At 60.0% G+C, this 18,037-nt stretch carries 13 protein-coding genes; 5 read left to right on the forward strand and 8 right to left on the reverse strand.

Going from position 1 to position 18,037, the window contains the following annotated elements; all coding sequences use genetic code 11:
• The first annotated feature begins 84 nt into the window (after window positions 1-84).
• The 4 genes from CKW16_RS18105 (at window position 85) to CKW16_RS18120 (ending at window position 2,462) form a co-directional block, all read left to right on the forward strand.
• Window positions 85-969 carry a LysR substrate-binding domain-containing protein gene (locus tag CKW16_RS18105; protein WP_095129551.1) on the forward strand — a complete coding sequence of 295 codons (885 nt, stop codon included), beginning with the start codon at window positions 85-87 and terminating at the stop codon, window positions 967-969.
• Window positions 970-1,014: 45 nt separating this feature from the next.
• On the forward strand, window positions 1,015-1,590 hold the full coding sequence (locus CKW16_RS18110) for an NAD(P)H-dependent oxidoreductase (protein WP_095129552.1): 576 nt from the start codon (window positions 1,015-1,017) through the stop codon (window positions 1,588-1,590).
• A gap of 46 nt (window positions 1,591-1,636) precedes the next feature.
• The gene (locus CKW16_RS18115; RefSeq protein WP_095129553.1) at window positions 1,637-2,008 is read left to right on the forward strand and encodes a MerR family transcriptional regulator; all 372 of its coding nucleotides are present in this window, start codon (window positions 1,637-1,639) and stop codon (window positions 2,006-2,008) included.
• Between the two features lie 109 nt (window positions 2,009-2,117).
• Complete coding sequence (locus CKW16_RS18120; RefSeq protein WP_007946320.1) at window positions 2,118-2,462, forward strand: cupin domain-containing protein; 345 nt, start codon at window positions 2,118-2,120, stop codon at window positions 2,460-2,462.
• 98 nt (window positions 2,463-2,560) lie between these two features.
• Here the strand turns inward: CKW16_RS18120 and mmsB are convergent, their stop codons facing one another.
• Both mmsB and CKW16_RS18130 read right to left on the reverse strand, forming a co-directional pair.
• Window positions 2,561-3,448, reverse strand: a complete 888-nt coding sequence (mmsB, locus tag CKW16_RS18125) for a 3-hydroxyisobutyrate dehydrogenase (protein WP_033058213.1) — start codon at window positions 3,446-3,448, stop codon at window positions 2,561-2,563.
• Window positions 3,449-3,458: 10 nt separating this feature from the next.
• Window positions 3,459-4,985 carry a CoA-acylating methylmalonate-semialdehyde dehydrogenase gene (locus CKW16_RS18130; protein ID WP_046055588.1) on the reverse strand — a complete coding sequence of 509 codons (1,527 nt, stop codon included), beginning with the start codon at window positions 4,983-4,985 and terminating at the stop codon, window positions 3,459-3,461.
• A gap of 163 nt (window positions 4,986-5,148) precedes the next feature.
• Between CKW16_RS18130 and CKW16_RS18135 the strand changes: the two genes are divergently transcribed.
• The gene (locus CKW16_RS18135; protein WP_095129554.1) at window positions 5,149-6,096 is read left to right on the forward strand and encodes a LysR family transcriptional regulator; all 948 of its coding nucleotides are present in this window, start codon (window positions 5,149-5,151) and stop codon (window positions 6,094-6,096) included.
• On the opposite strand, the gene CKW16_RS18140 is transcribed toward CKW16_RS18135, so the two are convergent.
• The 6 genes from CKW16_RS18140 to recC form a co-directional block, all read right to left on the reverse strand.
• The gene (locus tag CKW16_RS18140) at window positions 6,093-6,596 is read right to left on the reverse strand and encodes an OmpA family protein (RefSeq protein ID WP_095129555.1); all 504 of its coding nucleotides are present in this window, start codon (window positions 6,594-6,596) and stop codon (window positions 6,093-6,095) included. The two genes, CKW16_RS18135 and CKW16_RS18140, sit on opposite strands and share 4 nt — an antisense overlap.
• 5 nt (window positions 6,597-6,601) lie before the next feature.
• A complete protein-coding gene (locus CKW16_RS18145) occupies window positions 6,602-7,870 on the reverse strand; it encodes a diguanylate cyclase domain-containing protein (RefSeq protein ID WP_095129556.1) in 1,269 nt (422 codons plus the stop codon).
• Window positions 7,867-8,442 (reverse strand): YfiR family protein, encoded by a 576-nt coding sequence (locus CKW16_RS18150; protein ID WP_095129557.1) that lies wholly within the window; start codon window positions 8,440-8,442, stop codon window positions 7,867-7,869. Before CKW16_RS18150 ends, CKW16_RS18145 begins: the two co-directional genes overlap by 4 nt.
• Before the next feature lie 119 nt (window positions 8,443-8,561).
• Window positions 8,562-10,670, reverse strand: a complete 2,109-nt coding sequence (recD, locus tag CKW16_RS18155; protein WP_095129558.1) for an exodeoxyribonuclease V subunit alpha — start codon at window positions 10,668-10,670, stop codon at window positions 8,562-8,564.
• Entirely contained in the window at window positions 10,667-14,353 is a 3,687-nt protein-coding gene (recB, locus tag CKW16_RS18160; protein WP_095129559.1) for an exodeoxyribonuclease V subunit beta, read from the reverse strand. The genes recD and recB overlap by 4 nt, the downstream gene beginning before the upstream one ends.
• A complete protein-coding gene (recC, locus tag CKW16_RS18165) occupies window positions 14,353-17,802 on the reverse strand; it encodes an exodeoxyribonuclease V subunit gamma (protein ID WP_095129560.1) in 3,450 nt (1,149 codons plus the stop codon). Before recC ends, recB begins: the two co-directional genes overlap by 1 nt.
• Window positions 17,803-18,037 lie beyond the last annotated feature (235 nt).

Below are 18,037 nucleotides of genomic sequence, written 5' to 3' on the forward strand. Positions count from 1 at the left end.
TCCGCGTCACATGCCGAAGCTGACGCAGAGCGTCCAGTGAGGCATTCCCACGCAGGAGCGTGGGAACGATCTTCGGGACACACCATGCACTTCGACCTGACCGACCTGCGCCTCTACCTGAACATCCTCGACAGCGGCAACATCACCGCCGGCGCCGCTCGCAGTCATCTGTCCCTGGCGGCGGCGAGTGCGCGCATCCGCGCCATGGAGTCTTCGTTGGGGATCGAGTTTCTGCAACGCGGTCGCCGCGGTGTCAGCCCGACCCCGGCCGGCAAGGCCCTGGCGCAACACGCCCGCGTCCTGCTGCAACAGGCCGAACTCATGCAGCAGGATCTGGCCGAATACGCCAAGGGCGTCAAAGGTCAGGTGCGACTGTTGTGCAATACCACGGCGATCACTGAGTACCTGCCGGAGTTGCTCGCGGACTTTCTTCGCGACCACCCCAACCTCGACATCGATCTGCAAGAACTGCCCAGTGCGCGCATCACCCACGCCTTGCGCCAAGGTGCGGCAGACCTGGGCATCGTCTCTGACGCCGTGGACACCGATGACCTGCAGACCCGCCCGTTTCGCGACGATCCGCTGGTGCTGATAATGCCCCGCGATCATCCCTTGGCGCACGCAGGTGTCGTAAGTTTCAGCGACACCTTGCACCACGACTACATTGGCCTGAACGCCAACAGCGCCTTGTCGGTGTACCTGGAAGAACAGGCGCTGCACACCGGCTCACGCCTGCAGATCCGCATCCGCGCCGACGGTTTTGATGGTGTGATGCGCATGGTCGTCCGGGGGGCCGGGCTGGCGATTGTGCCCCTCGCGGCAGTTGAGCGCTGGCGTGGTGAACAATCCTTCAAGAGTCTCGCCCTGCAAGAACCTTGGGCCACACGCAAACTGCTGCTCTGCGCTCGGGATTTCAGCGCATTGCCCGGTTATGCCAAGGCCTTGCTGCATGCCTTGACTCTCCCCTGAGGGGCAGACTTTACCCTTGAGTTTTCATCTTCAAGGACAGAGACGATGGGCAAACGAATTCTGGTGATTCTGGGTCATCCGGCGAGCAACAGTTTTTGCGGCGCACTCGCCGAACGTTACGCCCAGTCGGCGGTGCGCGCCGGGCATGAGGTGCGCCAGTTGTTTCTGGGCGCAATGGACTTTGATCCGGTGCTGCGTGAAGGTTATCAACAGGTCCAGCCACTGGAAGCCGACTTGCGCCGCGCCCAGGCGGACATTGTGTGGGCCGAGCACCTGACGCTGGTTTATCCGATCTGGTGGGGCGGAGTTCCGGCGTTGCTCAAGGGCTTTTTCGATCGAGTGTTCCTGCCGGGTTTCGCGTTCAAATACCGCGAAGGCAAGGCCTTTCCCGACAAACTCCTGCACGGCCGCAGCGCCCATTTGCTGGTGACTATGGACACGCCACCCTGGTATTACCGCTGGGTCTATCGCATGCCTGGACTGCATCAGATCCGCAAAACCACCTTGGCTTTTTGCGGTATCGAACCTCAGCGAACGCTCACGTTCGGCCCGATTCTCGGTTCCAGCGCTGACCAGCGCGAAATCTGGTTACGGCAGACCCAAGCTATCGCCAGCCGCTGAGTCTGCCGATAATGCACCGGGCTACCACGGCGAAAAGGGACTTTCCATGTATATCGGCCAAGCCGCGCAACGCTCCGGAACCACGATCAAGAGCATCCGCCATTACGAGTCGATTGGCCTGCTGCCTGCCGCTCAGCGGTTGGGCAAATACCGCGTCTACGACCAGCAAAGCGTTGACCTGCTGATCTTCATCAAGTGCGCCCAGCAGCTGGGTTTCAGGCTCAAGGAATTGCAGTCGATCTTCGCCGGACATCAAGGGCCGCAAATGCCGTGGGAACTGGCCCATCAGGTCATCGCCGCCAAGAAACAGGAAATCAGCGAACGGATCGCTGCGCTGTCGCAGCAGCATTCGCAATTGGTCGAGTTCGAAGCCAGCCTCGAACAGAGCCGGTTCTATTGCCCGCTGAACAGTCTTTGAGGGCAATGCGCGTTTCTGGACAGCTCAATGTCGAGCACAGACAACTGACCGGTGGACGGGCGCTATAGGGTGCGACTTCAGTTCTCTAGTCGATTGCCCCGGAGTCCACATGACCGCACCTATTACCGTACTTCGCGATACCCACCCACTGCCGGTGCTCGACGCCTGCAAATGGGAAAAACTCGAAGGCGACCCGCACACCGTCAACCTCAACGCCTACACCAGCGAAGACGGCAGCAAGATCATGGGCACCTGGATCTGCACGCCGGGCAAGTGGTATGTGGAATACGTGAAGTGGGAATACTGCGATTTCCGCGAGGGGTACTGCATCATCACCCCAGAAGGAAAGGAGCCGATCCATCTGCGCGCCGGTGATATTTTCGTCATTGAGCCGGGCATGAAAGGCACGTGGGAAGTGGTTGAAACCGTGCGCAAGTATTTCGTGTTTGCCTGATGCAAAAAAACCGGGAGATCACCCGACGTGATTTCCCGGTAAATGTCGATAGGAACATGCAGTACTTGTGGGAGCGAGCAAGCTCGCTCCCACAGGTTTTATTGCGGTTTGCGATAGCTGTTGATGATCGCCGAGAAGTCCTTGCCACCTTCCCCACGCTGGCTCATCGCCTGATACAACTGCTGGGCCACCGCGCCGAGCACCACCGGTTGGTGCGCCTGACGTGCCGCTTCCGTGGCCAGCCCCAGATCCTTGAGCATCAGTTCGGCACCGAAACCGCCGGTGTAGCCGCGCGAGGCCGGCGCCGTTTCGACGATGCCCGGCCACGGGTTGTACATCTCCGAACTCCAGCAACGGCCAGTGGAACTGTTGATGATCCCGGCCAGCACCGTCGTGTCGATCCCGAGCGCATCGCCCAGCGCCATGGCTTCGCTGACACCGACCATGGAGATCGCCAGCAGCAGGTTGTTGCAGATCTTGGCAATTTGCCCGGTGCCGACTTCACCGCAATGGACGATGTTGCGGCCCATCTGCGCCAGCACTGGTTGCAGGGTGGCGAACAGCTCAGGGGTAGCGCCGACCATAAAGGTCAGCGTCCCGGCCGCAGCACCGCCAGTACCACCGGAGACCGGCGCATCCGCCATAGCCACGCCTTGCTTGGCCGCCGCCGCGGCGACATCACGCGCCGTTTGCGGATCGATGGTGCTGCAATCAACGGCCGGCACACCCTTGGCGATGCCCGCCAACACGCCGTCTTCACCCAGCCACACGCTGCGCACATGCACAGCGGCGGGCAGCATGGTGATCACCAGCTCTGCGCCTTGAGCCGCTTCACGTGCCGAAGCACTGATGCTGCCGCCCAGTTGCTCCAGCTCTGCCAGAACGGTTTTGTTCAGATCGACCAGTCGCAGTGCATGGCCAGCCTTGATCAGGTTGCGCGCCATCGGCGCGCCCATGTTGCCGAGACCGATAAAAGCGATTTTCATGTCCGGCTCCTTAACGCAAGTTAATGGTGGTGTTCACACCGTCGTTGACGCTGTTGTCATCGAACCAGCGACTGGTGACAGTCTTGGTCTGAGTGTAGAACTGCACCACTTGCTTGCCATATGGACCGAGGTCGCCGAGTTTGGACCCGCGCGAACCGGTGAAGCTGAAGAACGGAACCGGCACCGGAATCGGGATGTTGATGCCGACCTGGCCGACGTCGATTTCAGTCTGGAATTTACGCGCCGCCGCACCGCTCTGGGTGAACAGGCCCGTGCCGTTGCCGAACGGGTTGGCGTTAACCAGTGCGATGGCCTCATCGAGGGTATCGACTTCCAGCACCACCAGCACCGGACCGAAGATTTCCTGGGTGTAGATCTGCATCTCTGGGGTTACGCCGGAGAACAGGGTCGGGCCGACAAAGTTGCCTTTCTCGAAGCCGGGAACTGTAATCTCACGACCGTCCAGTTCCAGCTTCGCGCCTTCCTTGATGCCGCTCTCGATCAGATCCAGAATCCGCGCCTTGGCCTTCTTGGAAATCACTGGACCCACATCAGTGCCCGGCTCGCTGCCGGCATTCACTTTGAGTTTCTGCGCCAGCGCCTTCAGGTCAGGCAGCCATTGTTTGGCCGCGCCCACCAGCACCACGACGGAGGTGGCCATGCAGCGTTGCCCGGCTGCACCGAAACCGGCACCGACCAGCGCATTGAGCGCTTGTTCGCGGTTGGCATCCGGCAGCACAACGGCGTGGTTCTTCGCGCCCATCATCGATTGCACGCGCTTGCCGTGTTTACCGGCCAGGTCGTAGACGTGAGTACCGACGGCGGTCGAACCGACGAAGGAAACAGCTTTGATGTCCTTGTGGGTGCAGAGCGCATCCACCACGTCTTTACCGCCATGCACGACGTTGAGCACGCCGGCCGGAACGCCGGCCTCGATCGCCAGTTCCACCAGCAGCATGGTCGACATCGGGTCCTGTTCGGACGGCTTGAGCACGAAGGTGTTGCCGCAGGCGATGGCCATCGGGAACATCCACAGCGGAATCATCGCCGGGAAGTTGAACGGGGTGATGCCGGCGCAAACGCCGATTGGCTGACGCAGGGTGTAGGTATCGACGCCGCCAGCAACGTTCTCGGCGAACTCGCCCATTTGCAGGCTGCCGATGGAGCAGGCGTGCTCGACCACTTCCAGGCCGCGGAAGATATCGCCTTCAGCGTCGGCGATGGTTTTGCCTTGTTCGTTGCTGAGCACCACGGCGATGCGCTTGGAGTGTTCGCGAATCAACGCCTGGAGCTTGAGCATGATGCGCATCCGCGCGCCGATCGGCGTCAGCTTCCAGGTCTGGAAGGCGCGATGGGCGGCGCTGATCGCGGCGTCGACTTCCTGCGCGGTCGCGAACGGCACTTTCGCCAGCACTTGCTGGGTCGCCGGGTTGACGATGTCGTGCCATTCGGTGGTCTGGGACTCGACCCACTCGCCGTCGATCAACAGCTTTACCGTTTGGACAGTGGTTTCGTTTGGCGTGAGCGATGCGTTCATGTTGGGTCTCCGGGACGTTGTTCTTATTTAGAGAGCTATCTGTGGAGCCAAGGCGAGAAAGCCACCTTGAGATGAGACGTGTGTCGCGAATTGGTTGTCGGACTGTTTTTGGAGTATAGATGTGCAAACTTCTAATAAGAACGCACATAAAAGCCGGTCCATCATGCAAAAAAACATCACGTCTCTAGGCTCGTTGAACTGGGATGACCTCAAGTTTTTCCTTGAAGTCGCCCGCACCCGCAAGGCCAGCACCGCGGCCAAGCGCCTGGCCGTCGACTACACCACTGTGTCGCGGCGCATCAGCTCGCTGGAAGCGGCGTTGGGCACTTTGCTGTTCGAGAAATCCCGGACCAGCGGTTTTGTCCTGACCGCCGAAGGCCAGCGGTTGCTGGGTTACGCTGAGTCGATTGAAAGCACGCTGCACATGGCCTGCGAGCAGGTTTCGGGGTCCGGGGTCGCGTTATCCGGGCATGTGCGGATGGGCTGCACCGAAGGCTTCGGCAGCTTTTTCATCACCCCGCAGCTGAGCCATTTCGTCGATGCCTACCCGGCGATCTCCGTAGACATCCTGCCACTGCCGCACTTCATCAGTTTGTCCAAGCGCGAGGCGGACATCGTCATCGCCCTGGAGCGCCCGGAGCATGGCCCGTACGTCTGCTGCAAACTCTGCGACTACAAATTACAGCTCTACGCGACTCAGGATTATCTCGACAAGCACCCACCGATCCGCCGCCCGGCTGACTTGGGTAAACATTCATTCATTAGTTATGTCGACGATCTGGCGTTCAGCTCGGAGCTGTTGTACCTGGCGAATGTGTTGCCCGGCGCCAGTGCCAACCTGCGCAGCACCAGCGTGATCGCGCAATTCGTGGCCGCGCAGCAAGGGCGGTCGCTGGCGATTCTGCCGTGCTTCCTGGCGGCCCAGGATCCGCGATTGCTGCCGGTGTTGCCGGAGGAAATCAACATCACTCGACAGTTCTGGATGTACTGCCGCGAGGACCTGCGCAAGCTCAAGCGGATCACCCTGTTGTGGGATTACATCCGCGCGGTCACCGAGCAGAATCAAGCGCTGTTGATGGGGGAAAGTCGGGAGATGCTGTTCGCCGATTAGTCGGCGCTCACCACGATCGACACCCGGCGGTTCTCGGTACGACCGGCCGGCGTGTCGTTCGAGGCAACCGGCTCACTGCTGCCGAGGCCGCGCAACTGAATGTTTTGCTCTTTCATCCCGATGGCGCTCAGCACCTTGCCGACGCTTTTTGCGCGGCGCAGTGAGAGCTGTTCGTTGTAAGACTCTTTGCCCGACGCATCGGTGTGACCGTCGACCCGCACGCGCTCTATTCCAACGCCCAGCAACGCCTTGCCGATACGCTCGACGATGTCGGTGCTGGCAGGGTTGAGGCTGTCGTCGTCACTGCCAAACAGCACTTTGCCGGACAGGCCAAAGGCCCAGCCCTCATCGGTCAATTCGAAACCTTGCTGTTTAAGCACAGCGATCTGCGCCGGAGTCAGGCCTTTTTGCGGTGCTGTCTGGCAACCGGTCAATGCCAGCAAGGCCATCAATACGGTGAACGTGAAAAATCGCAGGGAACGCCGGGTCAGTGAGAACACAAAAATTAGCTCCTGGTCTGAACATGGGCGACAGGGTGCTCCGACCCGGCCGTGTGCTGTGCGCCTCGGGAAAGGCGCTTGGCTTGGTACATGGCCGCGTCGGCGGCATTAAGCAAAGCGCCCGGTGTGACCCCATGATCGGGGTACACGGCGACGCCGATGCTGAGTGAAGTCAATACTTGGGTATTGCCCGGCAACGGGATCGGTACTTCCATGCTGGCGATGATTTTGTCGGCAATCCGCTCGGCGTCCTCGATCTTATGCAGCGGCGTCAGCAGTACGGCAAATTCGTCACCCCCCAAACGCGCCACAAGATCATCCTCACGCAACTGCGCACGAACCCGTTTGGCCACGGCCACCAACACCGCATCGCCAGCCGCATGACCGAAGCCATCATTGATTTCCTTGAACCGGTCACTGTCGAGAAACAGCACCGCCACTTGCTCGTCGAGCTTGTTGGCGTTACGCAGCGCTCGAATCAGCCGACCTTCGAAAAACGCCCGATTCGGCAACCCGGTGAGGCTGTCATGGCTGGCCTGGTGGGCCAGGGTTTCGTTTTCGCTTTGCAGGTGGGTCTGCCAGGATTCGAGCTCATCGAGCAAGGCATTGAAGTCATTGCCCAGGTTGTCGAGTTCGGCGATGGCGGCGGGTGGCACACGCTGATCGAAGGCTCGCTCACTGCGTGCGGCGTGGGCCACGAACGCCAGGCTGCGCAATGGGCCGGTGATTGCGCGGAGTTGTCGGCGCGCCAGATAAAGCGCCACCCAGGCACTGACAGCTGTACACAAGACGATGCCGACCAGACCGCTGAGCAAAAACCGCAACAGGCTGCCCCCGTGACCGGTGAGCTGGATGCTGCCGATTTCCTGACCTTGATGAACGATTGGCATGCTGATCGGTTTTTCCAGAAAGGCCTTGGCAATCTGCATTTCGAGATCAGAGAACAAGCCCGTTTCCGGCCGCTCCCAGCGAGCCAGCAACGTGCCTTGCTCGTCCAGCACTTGGGCATCGGCCACTTCTTCAGTGGACGCAATCAACGCCAGCGCTTCGGTAGCGGCGGACTTGTCGTTGAACACCACCGCCGCTTCCACGGTGTAATTGATCGAGCGCGCAATCAGGTGCAGGTTGTGGTCGGCATAGACCCGCAAGGCCAGTACGCCGAGCAACGTCAGCGAGATGCTGGCCATGGCCACGCCCACGAGTGCGACGATCAAATGTCCGCGTCCGAGGACCGAGCGCAAGGTTGGGCGGCTACCCGGCTTGAATAGATTCATGACGCCGCCGGCTTGCGGCGGGACAGTTGCAGCACACTGGGGTGAATACGCACGCCGCTTCGGGCGACGGAATCCAGGTTGACTTCAAAGGACACTTGCTCATCGCTGACCCGCAGGCAAAACAGACTGCCGACGGTGCATGGGTCGTCGCCTTCGCTGATACTCAGCACCGGACGCCCCGTCAGCGAGGCGAAGAGCTGGCTGCGTTCATCACTGGTCAGTTTGCCGATGTACACCGCGTCGCACTCACCAACAATGGACGGGTTGTCAGCCAGCAATCTGCGCACGGTAACAGGCCGACCGGTGGCCTGAGTCGTGCCTTTGACCAGATCGTCGGTGTATTCGGTGGGGCCCACTATGCACAAGCGCAGTTGTGCTGGCTCAACAGGCCAACGGGCATAACTGAGAATTCCGAGTACCACCTGAGTGACCGATTTTGCGCGTTGGTCGGCCATGCTCACAGGCGTTTCCGGCTGAGCGAAAACGACGCCGGTGAACAAACAGAGAAGGCCGGCGAGCAGCACTTGTTTGCACCCAATAACGCGCTGTGTCGTCCAGACAGCGACCTTCATGCAGGGATTCTCTTCGATCGTAGCGAAATGATGCCGCAACGATAGCACAGCGTTCAAACACCAGCGAGGCTGCGCCCTACGGCACTTCGGACAGTTTCCGTCGTCTGGCACCGTCCCTTTCAACCACTTGATTCAACACCCTCATCCAATTCCAGCATCAACCCGCTCAAGCGCTTGACCTTGCGCCTCACCGCCTCTTCGAATACGCCTGAACGAGGCTCGATCAGGGTGAACCAGTTTTTGGCCCGGGTAATTCCGGTATAGATCAGTTCCTTGGTGAGTACTGGGTTCAGGGCATCCGGCAGAATCAACGCCGTATGGGCAAATTCCGAGCCCTGGGATTTGTGCACTGTCATCGCGTACACGGTTTCGACATCGTTGAGCCGGCTCGGCAGAACAAAACGTACGCCGCCCTGACCATCATTTCTCGGGAACGCTACACGCAGCACTTGCTTCCCAACCTCTGGCCCCTCACGTTCCGGTAGTTTGAGGGCAATGCCGATGTCGCCGTTCATCAAACCCAGACCATAGTCATTGCGGGTCATCAGTACTGGCCGACCTTCGTACCACTGCTGGTCGCTGTCGATCAGCCGAGCCTTGAGCAGCGCGGCGGTCACGCGTTGATTCAACCCCTCCACGCCCCACGGCCCTTTGCGTACAGCGCACAACAACTGGAAGGCGTCGAAGGCCTGCAACACCTGCCGGGCCCAATCGGTCCAGCAGGGATCATCAAGCGTGCTGTCGAGCGGTGGTCGCAGGCTGCGCAGGAGACTCAGGTAATGCCGATAACCCTGCGGTCCATCGCCATGCCCCTCAAGCAGCAAGCGTTCCAGCGCCCGGTCCTGCTCTCCCTTGAGGGACAGGGAAAACACGTCGTCATGGCTTCGAGCCGCCAACAATTTGCGGGCTTCCTCGGGTTGCTGCTGGTTGACCCAACGAGCCAGTTGGCCAATGCCGCTGCCCTCGCCGAACCGGCGTGAATGACGCAGCATCACAACTTGCTGGGCCAGCGGATGAGTCCCTTGGGTGTCTTCCTGCAAACCGCTGGCATCCAGGCTTTCTCCACTGACAGCTTCCAGCCACAGGCGAGTCTGTGGGCTGTACCAACCGGCCTCGGCGTCACGGCACAGGTCGCCCAGCACGGCGCCGGCCTCCACCGATGCCAGTTGATCCTTGTCACCGAGCAGCACCAGACGGGCATGGGCCGGCAACGCATCGAGCAGGTTGGCCATCATTTCCAGATCGATCATCGAGGCTTCGTCCACCACCAATACATCCAGCGGCAAGCGATTACCGGCGTGGTGACGGAAGTGTCGAGTACCGGGGCGACTGCCGAGCAGACGGTGCACGGTGGTGACGTCTGAGGGGATCTTCACTCGTACGGCTTCATCGACTTCCAGGGTTCTGACCTGCTGACTGATGGACTCTGTCAGTCGGGCTGCAGCCTTGCCGGTGGGTGCCGCGAGACGAATGCGCAACGGTTTGCCGGCCTCCACCGCCGGCGCCTGGAGCAACGCCAGCAAACGCACGACCGTCGTCGTCTTGCCGGTCCCCGGGCCACCGGTAACGATGCTGAATGCGCTGCGGGTGGCGAGGGCACAGGCGAGCTTTTGCCAGTCAATCACTTCGCCGGGCCTGGCTGGGCCGAACAAGCTGGTGAGGCGTTGGGACAAATCATCCGGCGTGGTTTCGTGTTCCACCAGGCGTTGGCGCAGCGAGGTGTCGATACGCCGTTCGTAAGCCCAGTAGCGACGCAAGTACAGGCGTTTGCCCGATAACACCAATGGCCGATGCTGCGCCGCCTCGCGACCGTCGACCGCCAAAGCGACCAGACTGCTGGAGGCCAGGACCTTGCACCAATGGGCACCGTCCAGCGCCTCAAGCAGTTGCGACGGCAACAACATCGCACCACTTTGCAGATCACCTTCCGGTGGCAGCGACAGGGCGAAGTCTGGTTCCTTGAGCGTCTCGAACACATCCAGGCACACATGACCGTGGCCCAGTTGATGGCTGGCCAACGCGGCGGCGAGCAGCACCAGTGGATCATCGCCGGGAGCGAGCTCATGAAGAAAAGCGACGAAGGCTTTGTCCAGCGCTCGCAGCCAGCCGCGCTCAACCCAGCGCGTCAACAGCAGCAGCAAGTCATCGGCGCGACTCAACGGCGCCAGATCCGCCAGGCTTTCAGCTGTCAACGAAGTGGGCAGCAAATCAGCGAAGGTGCGACTCATAGCAAAACTCCCTGTTCCCAGGCGGGTTCGGCCTTGGGTTCTGGCTTGCCCTGGAACAGCCGGTCCAGACGTTCGATCAGCTCTCTTGGAGGACGGGTGAAATACACGCCCTGGCTGGACGCGCGTGTACCGCGCAGGAACAGGTACAGCGCACCACCGACATGCCGGTCGTAATCGTAATCGGCAAGTCGCGCCTTGAGCTGGCGGTGCAGGGCCAACAGGTACAGCACGTATTGCAGGTCGTAACGGTTGTCGAGAATCGACTGCTCCATGGCCTGCTCGGTATAGGCCGCATCATCGACGCCCAGCCAGTTGGATTTGTAGTCGGCGACGTAGTAGCGGCCGTCGTGCTCGAACGTCAGGTCGATGAAGCCTTTGAACATGCCATTGAGCAACACCGGCTCGGCAGCCACCCGGGCCACGCCGTTGTGGGTGTATTGGCGCACCAGCTCATCGAGCTTGAGTACATCGACTTTATGGCTGGCGAACCAGAACTCCATCTCGACCCGGTATTGGGTGAGCTGCTCGAATACCACGGGAGTCTGCCCGCCGCCGATATGCAGCGGGGACGTAAGCAGATGCTGCAACCAGTCGCTCAGGGCGGTGATCCAGCCCTCCCAACCACGGCGGTTGCAACGACGGGCAATGGCGTCTTCCACCGCTTGCGGCGTGGCGGCAAAACCTTCGTCACCGGCCCATTCGAGCAAACCATGGAGAAAGGTGCCGGGGTTCGGGCCACGAGGGAATCGATGGATATCGGCGCCGCCGGCCACCACTTCTCGTGGTGCTTGCGGATCGAGGCGTTCGTCGTCGAAGAGCTTTTGCGCCTGCGGGCTCTCCGGCGCTTCATCAGTACCCACGCTCATGCTGTCACCAATGCGCAGGGCACTGTAGGAAGCAATCCACCAGTTTTCGCTGGCCTTGCGTTTGGGTATCAGCGGAGCAAGCAACGTCGCATCGTTGTGCGGTGGATGGTAGTGCTCGACGGTCGCTTCAGGCATTTCACCGTAGCTCAGCGCAGCACAATCCTGCTGCAGGTCTTCCAGCCAACGCTTCAAACCTGCCGACTCGGCCAATGATGCTCCGCCGCCCAGCAGATAGCCCAATGCTGACAGGTGCAGCACTGAGCTGTTGTTATTGCCGCGCTTGAGATCAGTCACTCCGAGCCAGCAGGCGTGTTGCGCCCGGGTCAGGGCCACGTAAAGCAAGCGCAAATCTTCGGCAAGTCGCTCATCATCCGCCTGAACAATCAACTCGGCCGTCGGCCTCAAGGTCACTTGGGCCTTGCCCGTAGCGTCGTGGTAATGCAATGGCAGACGGCTCCCATCCACCGGTTTCGCCGAGCAAATAAATGGCAGGAACACCAAGGGATACTCAAGTCCCTTGGACTTGTGAATGGTCACGACTTTGACCAGTTGTTCGTCACTCTCCAGACGCAGGATCTGCTCTTCGCCGGCCTGACCGGACAACGCCAGATGCTCGGACAAATGACGGATCAGCGCTTGCTCACCATCGAGTTCGGCGGCCGCTTGTTGCAGCAATTCGGACAGGTGCAGCAAATTGGTCAGCACCCGCTCGCCGTCACTGCGCGTGATCAATGTCTGAGGCAACTGGAAGTCATGCAGCAAGCGCCGCAGCATGGGCAACACGCCCTGCTTGCGCCAGAGCTCGCGATAATGGCGGAACTGCATGACCCGCGCTTCCCACGCCAGTTCATCCTGATTCAGCCGTTCCAGTTCAGCCAGTGACAGGTTCAACGTGATGCAGGCCAACGCGGCCCGCAGTGGACGCTCGACATCCGGCTCGGCGCAGGCCTTGAGCCAGGTCAGTAGATCGTGGGCTTCCTGGGCGGCGAACACCGAGTCCTTGTCCGACAGATAGACACTGCGCACGCCACGTGCGGAGAGTTCGCCGCGCACAGCCTGGGCTTCTTTACCGTCGCGGACCAGGATCGCGATATCCGCTGGCAGCAGCCCTCTGAAGTCCTTGCCGTCCTGTTTGAAACCCGCGCAACCTTGTTGGCCGCCATTGAGCAAAGCGGTGATTTCACTGGCGCAGGCGGTGGCGAGTTGTTGTCGGTACACCGCGCCGGACAGCGGCTGATCGGCGGACAGGTGCCAGATGTTCAGGGCGGGCACGACCTGGCCGTCGATGTGCAGAACTTCTTTGCGCCCTTGGGATTCAACGGGCAGGAACGGTACCGGGTTCTCACCGTTCTTTTCACGAAACAGGAACGCGCCTCGCCCGGTCTCGCGAGACTCGGCACGCTCGAATACATGGTTCACGGCATTGACCATGCCATGACTGGAACGGAAATTCGTCCCCAGGGTATGCAATCGGCCAGCGGTGGCCTGACGGGCGCGCAAGTAGGTGTAGATGTCGGCACCGCGGAATGCGTAGATCGCTTGTTTGGGGTCACCGATCAGAAACAGACCGCATTCGGGATTGTTGTCTTCGATGCGATAGATGCTCTCGAAGATCCGGTATTGCACTGGGTCGGTGTCCTGGAACTCGTCGATCAACGCCACCGGAAACTGCTCGCGAATCAGGGTCGCCAGCCGCTCACCGCCATCGGATTGCAACGCGGCATCCAGGCGCAACAGCATGTCATCGAAGCCCATCTCCGCGCGTCGACGCTTTTCTTCCTCGAACCGTGTACCGACCCACTGGGCGGCGTGTTGCAGCACGGCGGCATCAGGTGTCGGCAATCCTTCGAGACTGGCCTTGAGGCCGGGCATCGCGTCCAGCCCGGGATGACTGGGTACTTCGCCCTTCCAGGCTTCAGCCATACCCTCGGGAGTCAGGCGCGTGAATCCGGTGCCGATATCCAGTTGCTCAAGGGATTCGTCTTCAGCCCAGGCCCTGATCTTTTCAAACCAGGGTTCGAAATAACGCGCCTGCATCTTGCGACCGTCGACGCTCTTGCTCGCAACACCCTGGTGACAGATGGCAAGCAATTCATCCGCCCACTGGCGCCAGGGCATCTTGAGTTCGAGCAAGGCTGCCCGTCGCTCTTGCAGACACTCCGTGATCAGCTCGGCAGGCTCTTTACCTTCAACGCTGTCTCGCTCACTGGCGAACAAACCACGCACTCGCGGCAGCAAAGCCGCCGGACCGCCCCAATTACCGCGCACCCAGTTAAGAGCATCGCCTTGCATCGGGTAGCAAAACAGGCGCCAGTAATCGCGCAGGACTTCGCCCAGCAAATCGCTGTGATCGGTTTCCAGGGTTTGTGTAAACAGGCTGCCACTGTCGAACGCGTGTTCGCGCAACATGCGCTGGCACCAACTGTGGATAGTCGAAACTGCCGCCTCGTCCATCCACTGCGCGGCGATGTCCAGGCGGTTCGCGCACCCGGACCACTGCTCGGGAAGGTACTCCTCACGAAGCTCCGCGATAAGGCTATCGGGCGCCGGTGTTTCATCGCGAAAAAACCGTGCAGCTTCAGCAAGACGTGTGCGGATGCGTTCGCGCAATTCTTTGGTCGCGGCATCGGTGAACGTCACGACGAGGATTTGCGGCGGCAACAGTTCACGTCCGAAGCCGCTCGACTCTGCGCCGTGGCCAAGGACCAGGCGCAGATACAGCGCGGAAATGGTGAAGGTCTTGCCGGTCCCGGCGCTCGCTTCGATCAGTTGGCTGCCGCGCAGGGGAAATGCCAAGGCCAGAGGTTTCGTGCTCATCAGCGCGCCTCCTCGCTGTTCAATGAACGCCAAGGCGCTTCAAGCAACGGCCGGTACAACGCGTTGCACCAATCCGGGAACGTTTCGTCTGCGACAAGCGTATCGAAGTCGGCGAACTGCCGGGCGAGTGCCGGGCTTTCGCGACGCTCGCCGTCGGTTGTCAGGCCATCGCCTTCATAGGCCTTGCGGGCTGCGGCCTGGGCTTTGACCGGATCAGTTTGACCAAGCCAAGCGAAGCCGGTCTTCACCGCAATCGGCAGTGGTTGACGCATGCCGGTTTGCCAAGCCATTAACAGGTCGCCCAGAATCCGCAAGGCTGCACCCTCCTCCATCGGACCGAGTAGCAGACTGTCGTCACTGGCCACCAATGCGGTGGTCATCGCCATACCACTGGCGCAGGCAACCAGATGATTGACCCATGGCCGTGTCAGCCGATGCCATTTGCGCGACTTGATTGAGCCGATGCTGTTGGGGATTGTAGTGACTGATAGCAAACCACCGTCCGCACGCTGATGCAGGCCGCTGAGCCAACCTTCCAGGCGCAGCCCCTGCAACTCCAGATTCACTGGCAGAGCGTTGGTGAGCGGCGTTGGCCATAACGCCAAAAGCTGTTGGTAACGCTGCAACAGATCCGGTAACGGTTCGATCAACTCTCGCTGAAGGCATTCGCCGAACCCGGCCATAGGCAGAAGCCCACTGTTTTGCAGACGTTTTGCCTGTGCTTCCAGTACCTGGTCGGTGCTATCCAGATGACCCAGCGCCGCTTCGAGCAAGCTGTCGCTGAGGCTGTAACGTTGCAACGCATCGAGTACAAATGGCTCTTCATCAGCCAAGGGCACTTCAGCCGATTCGAAGTACACCTTCAGTCGCTGACTGAAGAAATGTCGCACAGGATTACGCAGGAAGTCCTGCAGTTGACCGAGACTCAGCGGCTCCTCCTGAACGTAGGGATCAAGGACTTCGATATCAGTCGACGGCTCACTGGTTTGATGCAGCAACTGCCATTCATTCGCGTAGCTGAACAAATCATCGCCTTCATGGAAATAGCGGGCGCTGAACGGTTGCAGTGGATGCTCCTGAGTGATGGCCTCAAGCAGATCTTCGTCGACATCATGCAGTCGCCAACCGCTGGCCAGATGATCTCGCAATTGGCCAATCAGTACCGACGCAGGGCGTTCACTGTTATCGCGAATGCTGCGACCGACCCAGCTGATATAGAGTTGGTCACGTGCCGACAACAGGGCTTCCAACAGCAGATAGCGGTCATCTTCGCGTCGGGAGCGATCGCCAGGGCGGTAGTCACTGCCCATGAGGTCGAAGTCCAGTGGCGGCTGTGCCCGCGGGTAGTCCCCGTCATTCATGCCCAGCAGGCAGACCAGTTTGAACGGGATCGCTCGCATGGGCATCAAGGTGCAGAAGTTAACCGCACCGGCCAGAAAACGCTGGGACAGGCGGCCTTGGTCAAGGCCGGCGAGCCAGGCTTCACGGACCACGGTCAACGGCAGTTCATCATGCAAGCCAACTGACTCGCACGTCTCAAGCCAGGTTTCACGCAGCTCTTCGAGTTGGGCCAACACGTAGTCGTCATGCTCGTTACTGGCCAGGAAAAACAACTGAACCAGTGCGTGCAATCGAAAGCCCCATTGTTTGGGAGCAGCAGGTTGAGAGAGTTCCTGGTGGGCAATTTCCAATGCATCCAGCAGCGCGACCAAAGGACCAATGAGCGCGGCATCCAGACCACCGATCTCGTCGTAGGGCTCGATACCCTCGCAAGCACTGGCACTGCCCACGGCATAACCGAGCAACATCCGTCGCAGGCCGAAACGCCAACTGTTTTGTTCCAGCTCCTGCGGCAGACCGAGACCCGCGCGCTGCTCGGCATTCATGCCCCAGCGGATGCCTGCGCCTTCGATCCAACGGTGCAGCGTCGGCAGATCACGTTCCTCTACACCGAAGCGAGCGCGTAGTGCAGGAACATCCAGCAGATCGAGGATCTCGCTCACGGGGAAACGGCTGTCGGGCAGTTTGAGCAGATGCTCGATAGCAATCAGTAACGGGTCACGACCACGCTGGCCTTGATCGGCGAGCGTGAAGGGAATGAAACGCGGATCGTGGCGTTCAAGCTGAGCAAATACCGCACGAATATGCGGTGCGTAGCTGTCGATGTCCGGGACCATCACGATCACATCGCGAGGCCTTAAATCCGGATCAGCACTGAAGCGTGCGAGCAATTGATCGTGGAGGATCTCCACTTCACGCTGGGCACTATGAGCAATGTGAAAACGGATCGATTCGTCGTTTGCCGGATCGACAGCCGGCCAGCGCTCGCGAGTCTCGCTCAAGGGACGCAACTCAAGAATGTCGTCCTGCAATTGATTGAGCATGTTCTGTGGCTGGCTATCGCTGAACAGGTCGATACGGCCATCGCGGAATGCCGAGCGGTAGCTGTTGGGATCGTCGTAGCTGTCGAGCAGATTGATATAGTCCCGCCCCTGTTTGCCCCATGCCGCCAGCAGTGGATGGGCATGCTGGTGAAGGGTTTGCGGGTCGAGTACAACCGGCATTCCGCTCTTGCGAGCCTGACGCTTGTACTGGTGCCGCAACAGGTCTTTATCGGCGACGATGTCCGCCCAATGGTGACGACACGGGTTGTGCACGCAGAGCAGAACCTGGCTGAAGCGGGCCAGCCCCGCCAGTGCTTCCAGGGCTTGAGCGGGCAGTGAGGAAATCCCGAAAACGATCACCCGCGAAGGCAATCCGCTGGGAGCTACGTCGAGGCTGTTGATGCGTTCGATAAACCGTTGATGGACGCCGGCTCGGCTTTGCGCCATGCCTTGTTCACCCACATCCAGCAGCAGCGCACGCCACAACTCTGCCTGCCAGCAGTTAGCCGGGGTCAGAGGTTTGGTTTCACCTCTGCCATTTCGTAATTGATGGCGACCTTCTGCCCAGTCTTCAAGCCAGTCGGCCCTGTACACCTGATATTGGTCGAACAGATCCGCCAGCCGCTCCGCCAATTGATAGCGTTTACGTAAGTCTGTGTCATTCGTGAGGAAGCGCTGCAGGGGTTCGAAGTGCGGCTGATTGATCAACTGCGGAAGCAGACGCATCAGACGCCAGGTCAAGGGCGCTTTATCGAGCAGGGATTTAATCGGGATTTCGTCACGTCCAAGCACCATGCGATAGAGCTGCCACATGAAGCTACCCGGTAACTGCACGTCAATGGCTGCTGCGATTCCGCAGCCGCCCATGTCATCGTCTTCAGGGTCTTCTGCCAGTGCCAGCTTCAGCCATTGGGCGATGCCGTTGCTCTGTACCAGGGCAATTTCATTTTCCAAGGGAGCCAACGGGTAACGCCGCATCCAGCTGACCACCAGGCTGCGCAACTCGTCCAGGCGGTTGCCGTGAACCACCATAAAACCAGCACTGAGGGACGTCGCGTCCGGCATAAAGGCTTCCTTGGGAAAATACAAAAGCTAGGGTCGAACCTTAGCATTGTCGGGAGACTGTGACAGCCGGGAGCCGTCCGGTATTGCTGTGAGAACTTTCCCGCGGGCAAAACAAAACCCCTACCTGCATACGCAGATAGGGGTTTCGGAATTTAATCTTGACGATGACCTACTCTCACATGGGGAAACCCCACACTACCATCGGCGATGCATCGTTTCACTGCTGAGTTCGGGA

Origin of the sequence: Pseudomonas sp. Irchel s3h14 (assembly GCF_900187425.1) — a bacterium.
Lineage (GTDB): Bacteria > Pseudomonadota > Gammaproteobacteria > Pseudomonadales > Pseudomonadaceae > Aquipseudomonas.